Source organism: Enterobacter cloacae complex sp. IR5441, assembly GCF_049238215.1.
Taxonomy (GTDB): domain Bacteria; phylum Pseudomonadota; class Gammaproteobacteria; order Enterobacterales; family Enterobacteriaceae; genus Enterobacter; species Enterobacter hormaechei_C.
In genome coordinates, this window is the sequence record NZ_JBMKIA010000003.1 from 116,583 (window position 1) to 134,662 (window position 18,080).

Consider the following 18,080-nt stretch of genomic DNA (forward strand, 5'->3'; position numbering starts at 1 on the left):
CTTATCAATACGCCCGGGATGCCCAGAACGCCGTGAGGCGTTCCCAGGTCAGTTCCTGCGTTGAATGAAGTTGTAATCCCGCATGGTTCAGGCCAGGCCCAATCCCGACCGACAGCATGCCTGCGGCGTTGATCGCATCTACCCCTGCGGCGGCATCTTCGATACCAATGGCCTCTTCAGGACGCACGTTCAGTCCTTTACAGGCCGCAAGGAAGATTTCCGGGTCCGGCTTTGAGCGGCAAATGCGCGACGCATCGGCGCAAAAATCGAAAGCCTGATGAATACCCAACGCGTGCAAAATTCCAGGGGCATTAAGCGATACGGATGCCAGGCCAATTTTGACCTTCGCGGCGCGAATATCCGCCAGCACGTCGCGAATACCCGGGAGCAGCGAGTCCTGCGTCAGTGATGCCAGCGACTGGACGTAAAGCGCGTTTTTTTTCGTCGCCAGCGCCAGGCGCTGCTCGTCACTGAACATCCCCTCTTTCCCGCCATGTTTCAGAATGCGCTGGAGGGAGTCCATACGGCTTATTCCCTTCAGCTGTTCGTTAAATACTTCGTCGAAGGTGATACCAATCTCCTCCGCCACGGCGCGCCAGGCCAGAAAGTGAAGATGCGCGGTATCGGTGATCACTCCGTCCAGATCGAATACAACAGCGTTAAGCGTCATGGCGCCCCTCCGTGGTAGCGGTCCCATTAACAGATGCAAGAAAGTCCTTACGCGCACAGACCTTTCGCCCTGATACGTGCAGCGTTTTACCCCACAGCGTCAACGTGACAGGTGCGGTGGTTTCAATGGTTAACTGGTCATCTTCACAGGTAATGTGCATCGTTGCGTCCCGCCACCGCAGTGGAAAGGCGAGTTTCTGCCAGTGAGCAGGCAGCTTCGGCGCAAGATGCAGCTCCCCTTCGCTAATGTGCAGGCCAGCAAAACCCTGAATGGCGCCCAACCAGATCGCACCGGTGGCGGCGGCATGAATACCGTCATCACTGCTGTGCGGGTCGTCCCCCAGGTCGATGGCAATCCCATCACGCCAGAAGGCATACGCCCCGTCGGTGTCACCGCAGCGTGCGAGCACAATGCCGTGAATGGCTTTACTCAGGGATGAATCATGGATCGTGCGTGGCTCGTAGAACGCCAGATTGGCGGCACATTGCTGCGGCGTAAACCGTTCCGGCAGCAGGTAGTTAAGCATCACCACGTCGGCCTGCTTCAGGATCTGCATCTCGTTCACTTCCGCGCGAGAGTAATCAAGCAGAATGGTTTGCTTACCCGCTTTGGCTTTATAGCGGCTCAGATCGATGGCAGGTTTTGCCATGAAGGTATCATCCTGCGGGATCACACCCTCTGCGTCGGCCTCTGGCAGCCACAGGCGCGCCAGAAACGTCCCGGCATTCTCCGTAAAACGCGCATCTTCACGCCCAAACATCGCCATAAACTGACGCGCGCAGGCAACGTTGTGCCAGGCCAGATAGTTGGTGTAGGCATTGTTGTTGACATGCTCGGTGTATTCATCCGGTCCGATCACGTCATGGATCTCAAGACGACCATTAATTTCCGTCGCGCGTCCCATCCAGAACGAAGCGGTTTCCAACAGCAGCGTCAGGCCCTCATTGCGCATAAAGGCATCGTCGTGTGTTGCCTGCCAGTAAGCGACTACGGCCCTGGCAATATCTGCCACGATGTGATGTTCAGCGAGTGCGGAAGCAACCTTCTGGCGAACCCCGGTGCGGATGTTAATGGCCGCGAATTCTGGCGTCTCTTCCTGTCCGCTGGCGGCGCTTTCCCACGGGAACAACGCGCCCGGCCAACCGTTACGCCGTGCTTTTTCGCGCGCACCCGAAAGATTCAACCAGCGATAGCGCAGCAGGCTGCGGGCAATCTGTGGACGGGTAAACAGATGGAACGGCAGCAGGAAAATTTCGGTATCCCAGAAGACGTGCCCCTTGTACCCTTCCCCCGTCAGCCCTTTCGCGGCGATGCTGCTTCTTTCGCTATGGGCTGGCGTCATTGTCGTCAGGTGCCAGACGGCATAATCCAGCGCCAGCTGATCCTGCTGTTCTGCACACGTCACTTCCACCCGAACGTCACGCCATACCGCTTTCCAGGCGTACGCTGAGCTTTCAAGCAACGCATCGTAGCCTCTTGCGGCGCAGACTTTGAGATCGGCCAGCGCGTTGCGGGCGAAAGACTCCTGCGAGAGCGCTTTATCGCTGCGATGCGTCAGCCAGACAATCTTCTCAAGTGTGACAGTGTCACCTTGCGTAATGGTCAGAGAATGATGAACGCTAAGGCGACGATTTTTGGCGGTGAAACAGCTGTCGCTCTTAGCGGAGAGCTGACAAAACGCCGAAACAACAACTTCAGACGCCCGGTCCTGCGTTTCATACACACTCTGCATGTAGTGCTGGTCAAAGACCCTGACCGAGATTTCATCCAGATGCTGCCTGCCGCTGTTCGTTTGTGTCGCATCTATGCCGGTTTTCAGCACGGCCTGAGCGGCGCCGTCAAGCGGTGTGATCGAGAGTTGCATTGCCACTAAGGGCAACTGGTCCAGCGAAACAAAACGACGGCTCTCGAGGCGATAGCGTTTTCCGTCCGGCGAACGCCAGACAACGTTACGATGCAGTTCGCCGTTAGCAAAGGCCAGCTCGCGTTGCCACTCAAGAATTTCGCCTGAAAGGAGCGTGAAATTGACGCCGTCCAGCTCAACTTCAACCCCGGTGACATCCGGCAGATTGATCAGCTCAGTGGTTTCATTGCGTCCCGCGCGATGATACAGCCCGGCGAGATACATGCCTCTGCTCTGCTGGGTGTAATCTTCTTCATGCGTGGCGCGAATGCCCATGTAGCCATTGCCGCAGGCCATAATGGACGCGTACTTATTCAGGCTATGCGGGCAAAAGCCCGGATCGGTTAATACAGACTGGTTCAGCATAACGTCACGCTTTCCCCTGTTTCCGCGGCTTCATATAACGCCGCGACTAATTGCTGGATCACCAGCCCCTGCTCCGCATCGGCAATCATGACCGGCTCGCCCAATACGTGGCGAACAAACGCGTCCATACTGCGCAGATGTCTCCGATCGTCAGCCTCTTCACGCTGGGACAGCGTCTGTAAAACACCGGCTTCGTCGTTATAAATATGTGCCGGGAACAGCGTTGCACCCGCCTTCTCACCGCAGAAAGAGACGTTCATGATCGACTGCTCGCGGATATTAAGCGCAAAAGAGGTGTCCAGACGCAGAATGCCACCGTTGCAGAACTCAATCGTGCCAAACAGGGCATCCTCCACGGTAAACTGCGCAGGATCCCATTCGCCAAACTGGCCGGTGTGTTTCCGGTTCCCCAGTCTCTGGAAGCTGTGCGCGGTTACCCGTTTCACGGTCGGGAAGCCGAGCACATACATCGCGGCATCCAGCATGTGAATGCCGATATCAATCAGCGGCCCGCCGCCCTGGAGCGATTTATTGGTGAACACGCCCCACCCCGGCACACCGCAGCGACGCAGCGCCTGCGCGGAGGTGAAGTAAATTTCACCGAGCGTTCCGTTCATTACCGCATCGCGCAGGAGCTGGGTATCCAGCGCAAAGCGATGGTGAAAATCGTACGCGAGGACTTTTCCGGCCTTGCGCGCCGCGAGACGCATCTCATCTGCCTGGTGCGGCGTCATCGCCGGCGGCTTTTCACACATCACATGACAGCCTGCTTCGAGAGCCGCCATCACATGTTCAAAATGGAACCGGTTAGGCGAACAGACGCTCACCACATCCGGTTTTACTTCCTGCAACATCTCGTGAGCGTCCTGCCATGCCGATGGAATAGCATAACGTTCCGCGAACGCCTGTGCCTGCTCAAGGCGGCTGTCCATGACAGCCACCATTTGAACATCACTGCGCGTGGCGTAATACGAGGCATGCACTTTGTCTGCAACCTGCCCGGCGCCAATGATGGCGACGCGCAGAGGCAAAGGTGTAGAAGCACTCATCACGCTCGTCATCCTTAGCATTCACGCAAGTAAGTGAGAGAGTCCTTATAGGCCTGAGCCGGATCGTCGGCACGCACCCGGCACTCGTACACGACGTAACCCTGATAGTTATCGGCACGCAGCTGATCGAACAGGCTGGCGAAATCGAGGCTGCCGCTGCCCGGCTGATAGCGGTGGTTATCAGCAATGTGCACATGACCCAGCAGGTCGCGGTTGTGATGCAGCGCTTCCGTCAGGGAGTCTTCTTCAATATTCATGTGGTAGAAATCACCGATGATCTGCACGTGCTTCAGGCCGTTCTCTTCGATATAACGACGCGCGTCGGCCAGGGTGTTGATCATATGATCCTGATAGCGGTTCAGCGGCTCCAGGTAGACGGTAGTACCGGTGCGCGCTGCCACCTCATCCAGCCAGCGCAGGGAAGCGCTGACCGCTTTGCGATCGCCGTCCAGGCTACGTGGCGAAGTCATTGGCGGCAGACGGAAGGTAAACATCCCCCACGCAGCCGGAACGATAATCCCCTTGCCGCCCACTTCTGCCAGCGCTTCAAGAATGCGTTCAATCTGCTGTAGACCGTTCAGGCGGCGTTCTTCGATAAAATCCCCGATCCAGCCATCGTATCCGCCACAGGCCGTCGTGACCGGCAGGCCGGTGGCTTTGATAGCCGCTTTTACTTCGTCGAGGTTTTCCACCAGCAGCCGGCCATCAATTTCGTAGCCAACAAATCCCATCGCTTTGATGTATTCGAATTTTTCCATGATAGCGGTCGGGAAAAAGGCCTGGTTTTGTGTTGCGATTTTCATGATTTGCTGTCCTTAGCTTAAAAAGTGACGCCCATTTTGATACTGAGTTCCGGGTGCTGATCGACATACTTCATATAGCTTTCCGGGCTGGTGGTGAAGGTGACGACCGGGTCGATCAGATCTTCACAATTGAGATAACCGTTCATCAGCAATTCCCAGCAGGTCTCTTCAATACGCTTGCGGCTCCAGCGCGGATAATCCGGGTTGGGTTCACTGCATGCGCGGGAGAAGACAATTTTGGCGTTGTTGAAGTGTGCTTCGCGACCAAGGTTGAAGCCCGCCGCGAACGGCTTGGCGAAGGCCACGTAGGAGATCGTTCCGCCGTAGGCGAGACCGCGCAGCGCAGATTGCAGCGCATCTGCAAATCCGCTGGTTTCGATGATCACATCCGCGCCCTGCTTGCCGGTCAGTTTCTTAATTTCCAGACCAACATCGGTACCGATTGGGTTCAGGCAGTGGTCTGCACCGTGACGGCGGGCGATCTCACAGCGATGTTCGATAGGATCGACACCTATAACCACTGACGCGCCGGCTTTTTTCGCCAGCTGAACCGCAATCTGGCCAATCGCGCCCAGCCCCACAACCACGACGAAATCCCCTACGCGGACGTTAGCATCACGCACGCCGCTCATGGCGAACTGCGCCGGATCGTAGCAAACGGCGTTTTTCCAGGATGCGCCCTGCGGCATTTTGCGCAGCTTATAGTTGTTCACCGCGTTAACGATGACCGTTTCCTGCAACGGGCCGTAGCAGCAGACGCTGTCGCCGATCTGGTATTCGGTCACGTCCGCACCACATTCGATGATGTCGCCGACGATCATGTTCCCCAGCTGGAATTTACCAAATTCGATGCCGCGCGCTGCACCTTCTTCACGCGGGGTAAACATCTGCCACTCCGCGTTGAACTCTTCATCGATGAACGGGCTTGCCGCGCGGAAATCCACGACTTCGGTGCCGTGTTTCGGGGCGCCATAACGGGCACGAATCTTCACCTCATGTGCTGCAACAGGACGATCTTCGTATTCCACCAGCGCCGCTACACGAGGCGCTGTCGCAACTAATTTTTTCATGACTGACTCCTTGTTAAAATCGGCCGCCTCAGCCCTTCACGCCGCCGGCGGTCAAACCACTTTTAATGAAACGTTCAGACAGGGCATACATAATGACGACCGGAAGTGCCGTTACCAGCGATGCAGCCATCATGCGACCCCAGATGTAATCTGGCGTACTGAAGAGCGTGTTCAGCCCGACCGGCAACGTGAAGTTGCTGGCGCTGGACAGGAAAATGGAGGCGAACAGATAGTCATTCCACGCCACCATGAAGCAGTAGACAAAGACCGACACCAGACCCGAGATCGCCAGCGGCACGGTGATGCGGAAGATGATTTGCAGGCGGTTCAGGCCGTCCATCATCGCGGCTTCTTCGATTTCGTCCGGGATGGTGTCGAAATAGCTGCGCAGCATAAAGACCGCGGTAGGCAACGTCTGCGTCACCATGGTGATGATCAGCGCCAGTTCGGTGTCATAAATGCCGAGCGCGGTGATGATTTTGAACAGCGGCACCACCAGCAGGATCCCGGAGAACATATAGACGGTGTAGAAGCTCGCATTGATCGTAGTGCGCCCTTTAAAGCGCAGTTTGGATAACGCATACGCGCCCAGCGTGCCGAGAAACACCGCAATGACCGAGGAGGTCAGCGACACCACCATGCTGTTACGGAAGTAATCCACAAACGGGAAAATCAGCGGGTTAAAGATGTCGATGTAGTGCTGTAGCGTCCACTCCTGCGGCAGAATGGTCGGGTGCAGCGAGATCGCCTCTTTCGCGCTTTTGAACGACGTCATCAACATCACAAAAAACGGAAACAGCGTGATAATCAGAAATAGCGCCAGTCCCAGATAAAAACCGATACGGCCCAGAACGCGTTTATTTGTTGCCATTGAGGTTTACCCTTTTTCTGGTCAGCAGAATGACCGCGAAGATGATCACAAACAGCACAACGGAAATGGCGGCTGCTTTACCCAGGTCATTGAACGCAAAGGCGGTTTTGTAGAGATATACGCCCAGAATGTCGACCTTGGTGGTGAGCAGATACACATCCGCAAACATGTAGAACATCCAGATGGTTCGCAGCGTGACCACCGTGGCCAGCACCGGCATGATGGCGGGCAACGTCACGATACGAAAACGCTGCCAGGCATTTGCTCCGTCCATCTCTGCCGCTTCGTACAATGATTTATCAATGGTCTGCAAAATCGCGAGGAACGAGATAAAGGCGTACGGGAAGTAACGCCAGATGGCGAACAGCACAACCAGGACAAAACTGCTGCCAGGATTATCGAACCACAGCGGCGCCTGATCGTAGAGATGCAGCAGATCAACGCCCAGGTAGTTCACAATCCCGTAGCCGTTGTTGAACATATATTTCCAGGCAAATACCAGTGAAATAGACGGCGTCACGTAGGACAGAATCACCAGTGAACGTGCCGTTTTCCGCATGCGGAATTCACGGTTAAAGAAGATCGCTACGGCCAGCCCCAGCCCGGTGCTGCCGAGCACGACCAGCGCCGTGTACCAGAACGTCATCCACAGGGAGTGCCAGAACGCAGCATCGCCCAGAATGCGAATGTAGTTATCCAGGCCGACAAACACCGCATCAATACGCGGGTTCAGCGGTAAACGTAAAAAACTGATTTCAATGTTGGAAATCATTGGCCAGGCCACCAGGCCCCCCAGCAAAATCAGGCTGGGGGCCAACAGCAGCATGGCGAAAGGCATATCTGAACGACCAGAAAACAACGTCTTCATAATTCCCTTCGCAAAGCGCTCCTATCGTTGTGATATCAGGTCAGTCAGTTTCTTCTGGCTGTTGCTTAACGTCGCACTGAGATCTTTTTGTCCCACCGTCACGTTATGCACCATGGAACTGATAATGCCGGAGCCGGTAACGTCTCCCATGCGGGTAAAGTTTTTGTCGCCCACGGCGCCAAATACCTGGACGTTCGGGAACTGCGCAATCAGCTCGTAAGGCAGCTGACCAAAGGCTTTGATCACGTCGTTGTTTTTCCAGCTCTCAGTGCCCACCACGTGTTTGTTCACCGGCAGCGCCGCGCCAGGGGACATCATCACCCAGTCAGACGCGTTTTGAGCCTGCTCCATCCAGGTCACAAATTTTTCTGCCGCCTGCGTTTCCTCTTCGGTCTGGCCGGTCGTGATCGTCAACGAGGTGATCATGCCGTACACGGCTGATGATTTTTCCGTCGGGACCACGAACCCCAGGTTGGCCGGATTGCCATCTTTGTAGACCGCGGGCAGGATATAGGTGGAGTAAACGGCCATCGGCGCAGAGCCGTTCATGAAGGCGTCTTTGATCTCCATGACATCATTGGAGCCCGGCATGGTGTTCGCGGCCAGTGCCCGATAAAACGCCAGCGCTTTCGACATTTCAGGGGTATCGATTTTCACGTTGCCGTTTGCATCAAAGACGTTGGCTCCGCCTGACAACGCAAACTGCGAGAAGGCCTGCTCCGTCATGACGCTTTCTGCGGTTGGAAGCGCGATACCGTAATGTTTTTTCGCCGGTTCGTTGAGCGCCTGACTGGCTTTCAGCAGTTGCTCCCAGTTGTGCGGTTCTTCGATTCCCGCTGCCGCGAGCGCATCTTTGTGATACCAGACGCCGGACAGCCACGCGCTAACCGGCACCCCCGTCCATGCCTTGCCGTCTTCGGTGCGAACAACGCGTAAAATACCGTCGTAAAAGGTATCTTCACCGACGGCTTTAATCGCGTTGCCGATCGCGTCACGGTCCAGCAGTTGCTCTTTATCCATGACTTTGGCGTAGTCATGGCTGACTTCAATCACTTCCGGCAGCGCGCCGGTACGGGCCAACGTAATGACCTTGGTGTTATAGGCATCTTCCTCAACGGGGACCTGTTTCACCGTAATAGTCGGGTTTTCTTTCTCGAATTTTTCGATCAGTTTCGTAATAACTGCCTGACGCTCCTGTTCTACCGACGAGTGCATAAACTCAATGGTGACCTGAGATGTTTTATCGTCCTTACAGCCTGATAACAGGGCGCACGAAACCAGTGCTGATAACAGCACAATTTTGGGCATTTTCATTTTAGGGTCCTTTTTAGTTTTCTTTAATCCACATTACCTGCCATGGATTGAGGGTCAGTTCCGTACCGCTAATATCTTGTCCTGAGAGTAATTCCCTACCAAAGAGCGTTTGTCCATAAACGGTCTGCATTTTATTGCTAAAATTAAATAATGCTGTCATTCGCTCGCCATTTTCAGCAACACGAACAATTTTAAGAATATGTTCACCGATTGCGTCAAAAATAGCCTGACTATCCGGATGGAACGCACGCTCGCCGCGACGAATAGCAATAAGCTCACTCAAACGAGAATAAATCTGATAACGTATACTCTTATTATTATTAAGCTCCCGATCAACCTGACCTGCGGTGTATTTCTTCCTGTTTATCGCGCGATTATATCCGAGACGTTCGACACCTTCATAATCGTTACGCGAACCAAGAATGCTTTGAATATATACAGCCGGTACGCCAGGAAAACTTAACAACACAGCATGCGCCAGGATGAACCGCGCAATGCGCTCATCATCTGAGCTGTCTCGCAAACTCAACGCATCAAGATAGGTGACATTAATTTCATAGGGGCTTCGCGTTCCGTCAGGATTATTTTTCCAGTTGACCAGCGCGCCTTCCTGCTGAAGCTTTTCGACCAGCGAGAGGATCTCTGATTCCGGAAGGATGCCGCGTAACGGGTTCAATCCGATACCATCATGTGAAGCCAGGAAATTAAACCAGGTGGTGTGAGCTGAAGGCAGCGCCAGCGAGCCCGCCCACCGGCACAGGGCTTTAACATCCTGACGATGAACGGCGTGCAGCACCAGCGGCGGTAAGGAAAACTGATAGACCATCTGGGCTTCATTTTCACCATCACCGAAGTAAGAGATATTGTCTTTGTGGGGAACATTTGTCTCAGTGATGATCACCGTTCCAGGCGCCACGGCGTCCGTAATGGCGCGGAACAGCTGGATAAGGCAATGGGTTTGTTCCAGATGGATACAGGTGGTTCCCGGGATCTTCCACATAAACCCGACCGCATCCAGACGGATATAACGCGCCCCTTCCATAAGGTAATGGAGCAGAACGTCAACCATGGCAATCAGCACCTGCGGCGAGGCGAAATTGAGATCGATCTGGTCATCGCTGAATGTGGTCCACAGATGACGAACGTTGCCATCATGAAGCGTGAACGGCGTCAGTAGCGGTAATGCGCGTGGACGCGTCACCGCGGATAAATCGGTTTCAGGGTCGACAGAAATAAAGAAATCTTCGTAGCCCGGCTTCTGCGCCAGATAATTAGCAAACCATTCGCTTTTCGCTGACATATGGTTGCAAACAAAGTCAAACATTAAGCTGGCAGACTGTTTTAATTCCCCGACATCTCGCCAGGTTCCGGTTTCAGGTGCAACCTCGTGATAATCAATAACGGAAAATCCATCATCCGAAGACCACGGATAAAACGGTAACAGATGGACATGGGAAAACGTGCGAGAAAGCCATTCATTATAGAACCGGGTAAATACCGGCAACGCTTTCTCCCCTTTCGAGGAGAACTGATCGGCATAGGTAATCAGCGCAACGTCTTTTTCATCCCAGCCTGACTTACGCTTTTCCGTAATATTAAACGCCACCTTTTCAAGCTTAGTTAATAACACGTTAAGGTGTGCTTCTGAAAATGATTCACCGTAAATATGATTGATAAGTTTTTTAATTTTTGCGCTCACATTATTTTCCATGGTAGCGGTCCCACGGAGTGGCAATCTACTCCCATGAAAAATATCTGTCAACGGACCCGGGAGCAGAAAGCAGCAATCTCAGCGCAGCGCAACGCATTATTGTGAGCTGCCGCAAAAAAAGCAGAAAAGCAGAAAAGCAGAAAAGCAGAAGAAACGCAGGAGGGAAAGTCATGCCCCTTCTCTGGGTGAGAAAGGGCGTATGCGGGAGGAACTAGCGTGACAGGTAGCGCCGGGAAACGCGTTTTGCCAGCTTCTGTAACAGCGGCTCCAGAGCGACCGCCAGCAGCATTCTGACCGGCTTGCGGGCAACAGACTTGATCGCCCAACCCGCCACACCGGCCGGGCCATAACGTAACGCCGTCATCAGAACCAGTTTACCTGCGATTTTCAGGCCGGGTTTTACCTTCTGACCGGCCTGTTGCCAGTTTTGTTTCATGTAAGTTCTCTCTTAAAGCTGACGAAAACGACTTCTCAGCGTAAAGGTATCGGAGGTGACATAACGTTCCATCTCGCGCAATCGCTTCTCCCCTGCGCTCAGTTGTTCATCCACCGCGTTCAGGAGATCGCTGCTGGTTGGCGTGTTCTCCGCATCCAGCTCACCTTCCGGCATAGGATCGAGTACAAACGACAGGATGATGTATGCCACCAGTGTAATAAAGGCCAGGCCGAAGAAAATCGACAATACGGTGACCACACGCACCAGTTTTACCGGAACATCCAGATAGTGCGCCAGCCCGGCGCAAACACCCCGAACCATGCCCTGCTGTGGGATCCGCCACAGTTTTTTATTCAGATTCAGTCCAGCCATTACCGTTCCCTCCAGTTCGGGTGTTCCGCGTCCAGGATCGCTTCCAGCGCCTGAATACGTTCGCGCATTTTATTTGCCTCGGCAGAGAGCTGCGCCAGCCGCTGTTGTTCACTCTGCGACAGCTCACCGCGTGAAGAGCGGTTGCTGTAGTGCAGCCATAACCAGATGGGCAGAACAAACAGCACGAAAATGGTCAGGGGTATAGCCAGAAAAAGCGCGCTCATGTGTACTCCTTGTCTTACGATGCGGCACGCTCAGGTGCCGCAGGAATTATTATTGGTTGTCTTGTTTCATTTTGGCTTTCAGCGCAGCCAGTTGCTCGCTAATTTCATCATCGGCTTTCAGGTCAGCAAACTGCTGATCGAGGGTTTTCTGTTTACCGATGCTGTGGCTCTCGGCTTCAGCTTCCATGTGGTCGATACGACGTTCAAACGATTCGAAACGGGCCATCGCTTCATCCAGCTTGCCGCTGTCCAGCTGGCGACGCACGTCGCGGGACGAGCTTGCAGCCTGGTGGCGCAGCGCCAGCGCCTGTTGACGTGCACGGGTTTCGCTGAGTTTGTTTTCAAGCTCACCAATCTCTTTCTTCATACGCCCCAGAGTATCATCCACCAGCGTCACTTCGTGTTCCAGCGTGGCAACCATGTCGGTCAGCTTCTGCTTCTCAATCAGCGCAGCGCGAGCCAGATCTTCTTTATCTTTACGCAGCGCCAGTTCCGCTTTTTCCTGCCATTCGTTAAGCTGGGCAGTTGCCTGCTCGATACGACGCGTTAACTGCTTTTTCTCTGCCAGCGCGCGGGCGGAGGTGGAGCGTACTTCAACCAGCGTGTCTTCCATCTCCTGAATCATCAGGCGCACCAGCTTCTGCGGATCTTCCGCTTTCTCCAGCAGCGAGTTGATGTTGGCGTTCACGATGTCGGCAAAACGAGAAAAAATACCCATAATTCAATCCTCATAGTTCTGTTATCGGGCGATGCCCTGCTGAGTAGTTAATACAAATCCCATGCCAACTTTTTATCTTATTGATTTTACTGAGTGTGATTGATATTTATCCAGCCAGCGGCTATTCTCACCTGGTGAATATCACTAAGGAGTGGTTAATTTCATCATGGCTGAATATAAAGATAATTTGCTTGGCGAGGCCAACAGCTTCCTGGAAGTGCTTGAACAGGTATCGCGCCTCGCGCCACTGAATAAACCGGTGCTGATTATCGGTGAGCGCGGAACAGGTAAAGAACTTATCGCTAACCGCCTGCACTTTCTTTCTGGCCGCTGGGACGGCCCTTTTATTTCGCTTAACTGCGCGGCGCTGAATGAAAACCTGCTCGACACCGAGCTGTTTGGTCATGAAGCTGGCGCCTTCACCGGCGCACAAAAACGCCATCCCGGACGCTTTGAGCGCGCCGATGGCGGAACGCTCTTTCTCGACGAGCTGGCGACCGCGCCGATGCTGGTGCAGGAAAAGCTGCTGCGCGTCATTGAGTACGGTGAACTGGAACGCGTTGGCGGCAGTCAGCCCCTCCAGGTCAACGTTCGCCTGGTATGCGCCACCAACGCCGACCTGCCCGCGATGGTGGCTGAGGACAAATTCCGCGCCGACCTGCTGGACAGGCTGGCTTTCGATGTTGTACAGCTGCCGCCGCTGCGGGAGCGGCGCAGCGATATCATGCTAATGGCCGATCAATTTGCCATTCAGATGTGCCGGGAACTGGGTCTGCCTCTCTTTCCGGGCTTCAGCGAACGGGCCACCGGGACCCTGCTCGGTTACGACTGGCCGGGCAATATTCGTGAACTGAAAAACGTGGTGGAACGGTCCGTTTACCGGCATGGCAGCAGCGAGACCGAACTGGACAACATTATTCTCGATCCGTTTCGGCGTGAGGATAAACAGCCCCCGGCTCCGGCGACGCGCCAGCAGGCTCCGGCGTTGCCGCTCGATTTACGCCAGTTCCAGCATCAGCAGGAGCAACAGCTGCTTGAGCAGAGCCTGAAAGAGGCGAAATATAATCAGAAACGGGCGGCTGAACTGCTGGGCCTGACCTACCATCAGTTAAGGGCATTGCTCAAAAAACATCAAATGCGCTGACATTATCAGCACTTACCCCCAGACATTTTTACGAAGCAGGCGTAAGTGCGATACACTTTGCAGATCGAATCTAAAAACCTTAAAAACTATGCGCCTGGTTTTATCGTCCCTGTTTGCACTCGGTTTGTTCAGCAATCTGGCCTTTGCTGCGCCCGATCGCGCTGTGCCTCCTGATATCCGTGATAGTGGTTTCGTCTACTGCGTCAGCGGTCAAGTTGATATTTTTAATCCGCAAAAAGCGGGGAGCGGCCTGATTGTCGATACGCTGGCCGCACAGCTCTACGATCGCCTGCTCGACGTCGATCCTTATACCTATCGGCTGGTTCCGGAGCTTGCTGAAAGTTGGGAAGTGCTTGATAACGGCGCCACATACCGCTTTCGTCTACGCGATGATGTCGCATTTCAGCACACCCCGTGGTTTACCCCAACCCGTAAGCTCAACGCGGATGACGTGGTTTTCACCTTCCAGCGCATATTCAACCGCAATCATCCGTGGCATAACGTTAATGGCGGGAACTTCCCCTATTTCGACAGTCTGCAATTCGCGGACTCGGTCAAAAGCGTTCGCAAACTGGATAACCGTACGGTTGAGTTTCGTCTGAATCGCCCGGATGCCTCCTTCCTCTGGCATCTGGCGACGCACTACGCCTCGGTCATGTCAGCCGAATACGCGGATCAGCTGACGAAAAAGGATCGTCAGGAACGTCTCGATCGTGAGCCTGTAGGCACCGGTCCGTTCCAGTTAGCAGAGTACCGCGCCGGACAATACATTCGCCTGCAACGCCACGATCGTTTCTGGCGCGGCAAGCCGCTGATGCCGCAGGTTATTGTTGATCTGGGTTCAGGTGGAACAGGCCGACTCTCCAAACTGCTGACCGGCGAGTGCGATGTGCTTGCCTGGCCTGCGGCCAGCCAGTTGACCATTTTGCGCGACGACCCACGCCTGCGCCTGACCCTGCGCCCGGGCATGAACATCGCTTATCTGGCGTTTAACACCGATAAGCCGCCGCTGAATAATCCGGCCGTGCGCCATGCGCTGGCGTTAGCGATCAACAACCAGCGTCTGATGCAGTCGATTTACTACGGTACCGCGGAAACCGCCGCCTCTATTCTTCCGCGCGCCTCCTGGGCCTATGACGGCGAGGCGAAGATTACGGAATATAATCCGGCGAAAGCGCGAGAACAGCTTAAAGCGCTGGGGGCAGAAAACCTGACGCTACAGCTGTGGGTGCCCACCAGCTCTCAGGCGTGGAACCCCAGCCCGCTGAAAACGGCTGAGCTGTTGCAGGCTGATATGGCGCAGGTGGGCGTTAAGGTGATCATCGTGCCTGTCGAAGGCCGTTTCCAGGAGGCGCGTCTGATGGACATGAATCACGACTTAACGCTGGCTGGCTGGTCCACCGACAGTAACGACCCGGACAGCTTCTTCCGTCCGCTGCTGAGCTGTGCGGCAATCAACTCCCAGACCAACTACGCCCACTGGTGTAACCGGGAATTTGATGCCGTGCTGCAAAAAGCGCTGGCGTCTCAACAGCTTGCCTCACGCATTGAGGCCTACGATGAAGCGCAAAATATTCTGGCCAGAGAACTTCCCGTGTTGCCACTTGCCTCTTCCCTGCGCCTCCAGGCCTACCGTTACGATATTAAAGGGCTGGTACTCAGCCCGTTTGGTAACGCCTCCTTCGCGGGCGTGACCCGTGAGAAAGAACAAGAGGTGAAGAAACCATGATTATATTTACCTTGCGTCGGCTGCTGTTACTGCTGGTGACCCTGTTCTTCCTGACCTTTGTCGGCTTTAGCCTGAGCTACTTTACGCCGCACGCCCCGCTTCAGGGCTCATCTCTCTGGGACGCCTGGCTGTTCTGGTTTAATGGCCTGCTGCACTGGGATTTTGGCGTGTCCAGCATCAACGGACAGCTCATCTCCGAACAGCTGAAAGTGGTTTTCCCGGCCACCATGGAGCTGTGTATACTCGCCTTTGGCTTTGCCCTCATGGTGGGGATCCCGGTGGGAATGCTGGCGGGAATTTATCGTAATAAATGGCAGGATAAATTTATTAGCGCGCTTGCCTTAATTGGCTTTTCCATCCCTGTTTTCTGGCTGGCGCTGCTGCTTACCCTCTTCTTCTCACTGACGTTAGGCTGGCTGCCGGTATCTGGCCGTTTTGACCTGCTGTATAACGTGCAAACGGTGAGCGGCTTCGCGATCGTTGACGCCTGGCTTTCTGATTCAGTCTGGCGCGACGAAATGATCGTGAGTGCGCTGCGCCACATGGTGCTGCCGGTGCTTACGCTGGCCGTCGCGCCGACGACCGAGGTGATCCGCCTGATGCGCATCAGCACTATCGACGTCTTCGATCAAAACTATGTGAAAGCCGCCGCCACGCGCGGACTGTCTCGCCTGACGATTTTACGTCGCCATGTGCTGCACAATGCGTTGCCCCCCGTAATCCCACGTCTTGGGCTGCAATTCTCAACCATGCTGACGCTGGCAATGATCACCGAGATGGTTTTCAGCTGGCCGGGCCTTGGGCGCTGGATGATCAACGCCATTCGCCAGCAGGATTACGCGGCGATCTCCGCCGGCGTGATGGTGATTGGCTCCCTGGTCATTATTGTTAACGTTATTTCCGATATTTTGGGTGCCATGGCCAACCCATTGAAGCATAAGGAATGGTATGCCTTACGATAACGTCTACAGCGAAAAGCGCACGCCCGGTGCGCTACGCACCGTGTGGCGTAATTTTTACGGCGACACCACGGCGATGATCGGCTTTTACGGCTGCATTGGCCTCGTGTTGCTGTGCGTTTTGGGTTCGTGGTTTGCACCGTATGGCATCGATCAGCAGTTCCTGGGTTATCAGCTTTTACCGCCGTCGTGGTCGCGCTACGGGGAGGTTTCGTTCTTCCTGGGGACTGACGATCTCGGACGCGACGTGTTAAGTCGTTTGCTGAGCGGCGCCGCACCGACGGTAGGCGGCGCGTTCGTGGTCACCCTGGCTGCCGCAATCTGCGGCCTGGCGCTGGGCATTTTTGCCGGCTCAACCCACGGGCTGCGGTCGGCTGTGCTTAACCATATTCTTGATACCCTGCTCTCTATTCCTTCGCTGTTGCTGGCGATTATCGTCGTGGCCTTCGCGGGGCCGCACCTCACCCATGCGATGTTCGCCGTCTGGCTGGCCATTCTGCCGCGCATGGTGCGCTCGGTTTACAGCCTGGTTCACGACGAACTGGAGAAAGAGTATGTCGTCGCCGCCCGTCTGGATGGCGCCACCACGTTTAATATTTTGTGGTTTGCCGTGCTGCCTAACATTGCCGCCGGGCTGGTGACGGAGATCACCCGCGCCCTGTCGATGGCGATTCTGGATATCGCAGCGCTGGGCTTCCTGGACCTTGGCGCGCAGCTCCCCTCCCCGGAATGGGGCGCCATGCTTGGCGATGCGCTGGAGCTGATTTACGTTGCGCCGTGGACGGTCATGCTGCCGGGCGCGGCCATCATGGTGAGCGTGCTGCTCGTTAACCTGCTGGGCGACGGGATCCGCCGCGCAATCAATGCGGGGGTGCAATAATGCCGTTACTCGATATCCGCAACCTCACGATCGAAATTAAAACGGGCGAAGGCTGGGTCAAGGCCGTGGATCGCATCAGTATTACGCTCGCAGAGGGCGAAATCCGCGGACTGGTGGGCGAATCGGGTTCAGGGAAAAGTCTGATCGCCAAGGCCATTTGCGGCGTGGCGAAGGACAACTGGCGGGTGACCGCCGATCGTATGCGCTTCGACGACATCGATTTGTTGCGTCTCTCCCCGCGCGAACGCCGTAAACTGGTGGGCCATAACGTCTCGATGATTTTCCAGGAGCCGCAATCTTGTCTCGATCCGTCCGAGCGCGTCGGGAAACAGCTGATGCAGAACATCCCCGGGTGGACCTATAAAGGCCGCTGGTGGCAGCGTTTCGGCTGGCGTAAACGCCGTGCCATTGAGCTGTTGCACCGTGTCGGGATCAAAGACCATAAAGACGCGATGCGCAGTTTCCCCTACGAACTGACCGACGGTGAATGCCAGAAAGTGATGATTGCCATCGCCCTGGCGAATCAGCCGCGTCTGCTGATTGCGGACGAACCAACGAACGCGATGGAGCCAACCACCCAGGCCCAGATTTTCCGCCTGCTCACGCGTCTGAACCAGAATAACAACACCACCATTTTGTTGATCAGCCACGACCTGCAAATGCTGAGCAAGTGGGCGGATAAAATTGACGTAATGTATTGCGGCCAGACGGTAGAAACCGCGCCAAGCGAAGACCTGGTGACGACGCCGCATCATCCCTACACGCAGGCGCTGATCAGGGCGATCCCGGACTTTGGCAGCGCGATGCCGCACAAAAGCCGTCTGAATACGCTGCCTGGCGCGATACCGCTGCTGGAATCGCTGCCCATTGGCTGCCGTCTGGGTCCGCGTTGCCCGTATGCTCAGCGCAAATGCATCGAAACACCGCGCCTGACAGGGCCGAAAAATCATCTGTTTGCCTGTCATTTCCCGCTGAACATGGAGAGAGAGTGAA

General features: G+C 55.1%; 18 protein-coding genes. 5 read left to right on the plus strand and 13 right to left on the minus strand.

Annotated elements, in window-relative coordinates; all coding sequences use genetic code 11:
• Positions 1 to 4: 4 nt before the first annotated feature.
• The 13 genes from pgmB to pspA form a co-directional block, all read right to left on the minus strand.
• Positions 5 to 670 (minus strand): beta-phosphoglucomutase, encoded by a 666-nt coding sequence (gene pgmB / locus ACOTX5_RS05085; RefSeq protein WP_022648295.1) that lies wholly within the window; start codon positions 668 to 670, stop codon positions 5 to 7.
• Positions 660 to 2,939, minus strand: a complete 2,280-nt coding sequence (locus ACOTX5_RS05090; protein ID WP_045911808.1) for a glycoside hydrolase family 65 protein — start codon at positions 2,937 to 2,939, stop codon at positions 660 to 662. Before ACOTX5_RS05090 ends, pgmB begins: the two co-directional genes overlap by 11 nt.
• Positions 2,933 to 3,991 carry a Gfo/Idh/MocA family protein gene (locus tag ACOTX5_RS05095; protein ID WP_087924357.1) on the minus strand — a complete coding sequence of 353 codons (1,059 nt, stop codon included), beginning with the start codon at positions 3,989 to 3,991 and terminating at the stop codon, positions 2,933 to 2,935. Before ACOTX5_RS05095 ends, ACOTX5_RS05090 begins: the two co-directional genes overlap by 7 nt.
• Before the next feature lie 11 nt (positions 3,992 to 4,002).
• Positions 4,003 to 4,791: a sugar phosphate isomerase/epimerase family protein gene (locus ACOTX5_RS05100; protein ID WP_047727496.1), complete on the minus strand. Its 789-nt coding sequence runs from the start codon at positions 4,789 to 4,791 to the stop codon at positions 4,003 to 4,005.
• A gap of 17 nt (positions 4,792 to 4,808) precedes the next feature.
• Positions 4,809 to 5,861: a zinc-dependent alcohol dehydrogenase gene (locus ACOTX5_RS05105; protein ID WP_023314244.1), complete on the minus strand. Its 1,053-nt coding sequence runs from the start codon at positions 5,859 to 5,861 to the stop codon at positions 4,809 to 4,811.
• A gap of 28 nt (positions 5,862 to 5,889) precedes the next feature.
• Positions 5,890 to 6,732, minus strand: coding sequence for a carbohydrate ABC transporter permease (locus tag ACOTX5_RS05110; protein WP_015570402.1), 843 nt, complete (start codon positions 6,730 to 6,732; stop codon positions 5,890 to 5,892).
• Entirely contained in the window at positions 6,719 to 7,600 is an 882-nt protein-coding gene (locus ACOTX5_RS05115; protein WP_003856862.1) for a carbohydrate ABC transporter permease, read from the minus strand. Before ACOTX5_RS05115 ends, ACOTX5_RS05110 begins: the two co-directional genes overlap by 14 nt.
• A gap of 21 nt (positions 7,601 to 7,621) precedes the next feature.
• Positions 7,622 to 8,914, minus strand: a complete 1,293-nt coding sequence (locus tag ACOTX5_RS05120; RefSeq protein WP_045911810.1) for an ABC transporter substrate-binding protein — start codon at positions 8,912 to 8,914, stop codon at positions 7,622 to 7,624.
• 13 nt (positions 8,915 to 8,927) lie between these two features.
• Positions 8,928 to 10,625: a sugar phosphorylase gene (locus ACOTX5_RS05125; RefSeq protein WP_234101216.1), complete on the minus strand. Its 1,698-nt coding sequence runs from the start codon at positions 10,623 to 10,625 to the stop codon at positions 8,928 to 8,930.
• A gap of 211 nt (positions 10,626 to 10,836) precedes the next feature.
• The gene (pspD, locus tag ACOTX5_RS05130; protein ID WP_033486864.1) at positions 10,837 to 11,061 is read right to left on the minus strand and encodes a phage shock protein PspD; all 225 of its coding nucleotides are present in this window, start codon (positions 11,059 to 11,061) and stop codon (positions 10,837 to 10,839) included.
• Positions 11,062 to 11,073: 12 nt separating this feature from the next.
• Entirely contained in the window at positions 11,074 to 11,433 is a 360-nt protein-coding gene (gene pspC / locus ACOTX5_RS05135) for an envelope stress response membrane protein PspC (RefSeq protein ID WP_006810819.1), read from the minus strand.
• Positions 11,433 to 11,657 (minus strand): envelope stress response membrane protein PspB, encoded by a 225-nt coding sequence (pspB, locus tag ACOTX5_RS05140; RefSeq protein WP_003856853.1) that lies wholly within the window; start codon positions 11,655 to 11,657, stop codon positions 11,433 to 11,435. The genes pspC and pspB overlap by 1 nt, the downstream gene beginning before the upstream one ends.
• A gap of 49 nt (positions 11,658 to 11,706) precedes the next feature.
• The gene (pspA, locus tag ACOTX5_RS05145) at positions 11,707 to 12,375 is read right to left on the minus strand and encodes a phage shock protein PspA (RefSeq protein ID WP_033486862.1); all 669 of its coding nucleotides are present in this window, start codon (positions 12,373 to 12,375) and stop codon (positions 11,707 to 11,709) included.
• Positions 12,376 to 12,526: 151 nt separating this feature from the next.
• Here pspA and pspF point away from each other — a divergent pair, with 151 nt between their 5' ends.
• From pspF to sapD, 5 genes are all read left to right on the plus strand, one after another.
• The gene (gene pspF / locus ACOTX5_RS05150; protein ID WP_164714432.1) at positions 12,527 to 13,519 is read left to right on the plus strand and encodes a phage shock protein operon transcriptional activator; all 993 of its coding nucleotides are present in this window, start codon (positions 12,527 to 12,529) and stop codon (positions 13,517 to 13,519) included.
• 88 nt (positions 13,520 to 13,607) lie between these two features.
• Positions 13,608 to 15,248: an ABC transporter substrate-binding protein SapA gene (gene sapA, locus ACOTX5_RS05155; RefSeq protein ID WP_017383082.1), complete on the plus strand. Its 1,641-nt coding sequence runs from the start codon at positions 13,608 to 13,610 to the stop codon at positions 15,246 to 15,248.
• On the plus strand, positions 15,245 to 16,210 hold the full coding sequence (gene sapB / locus ACOTX5_RS05160; RefSeq protein WP_017383081.1) for a putrescine export ABC transporter permease SapB: 966 nt from the start codon (positions 15,245 to 15,247) through the stop codon (positions 16,208 to 16,210). The genes sapA and sapB overlap by 4 nt, the downstream gene beginning before the upstream one ends.
• Entirely contained in the window at positions 16,197 to 17,087 is an 891-nt protein-coding gene (sapC, locus tag ACOTX5_RS05165) for a putrescine export ABC transporter permease SapC (RefSeq protein ID WP_003856843.1), read from the plus strand. The genes sapB and sapC overlap by 14 nt, the downstream gene beginning before the upstream one ends.
• Positions 17,087 to 18,079 carry a putrescine export ABC transporter ATP-binding protein SapD gene (sapD, locus tag ACOTX5_RS05170; RefSeq protein WP_003856840.1) on the plus strand — a complete coding sequence of 331 codons (993 nt, stop codon included), beginning with the start codon at positions 17,087 to 17,089 and terminating at the stop codon, positions 18,077 to 18,079. The genes sapC and sapD overlap by 1 nt, the downstream gene beginning before the upstream one ends.
• The last annotated feature ends 1 nt before the right edge of the window (position 18,080 follow it).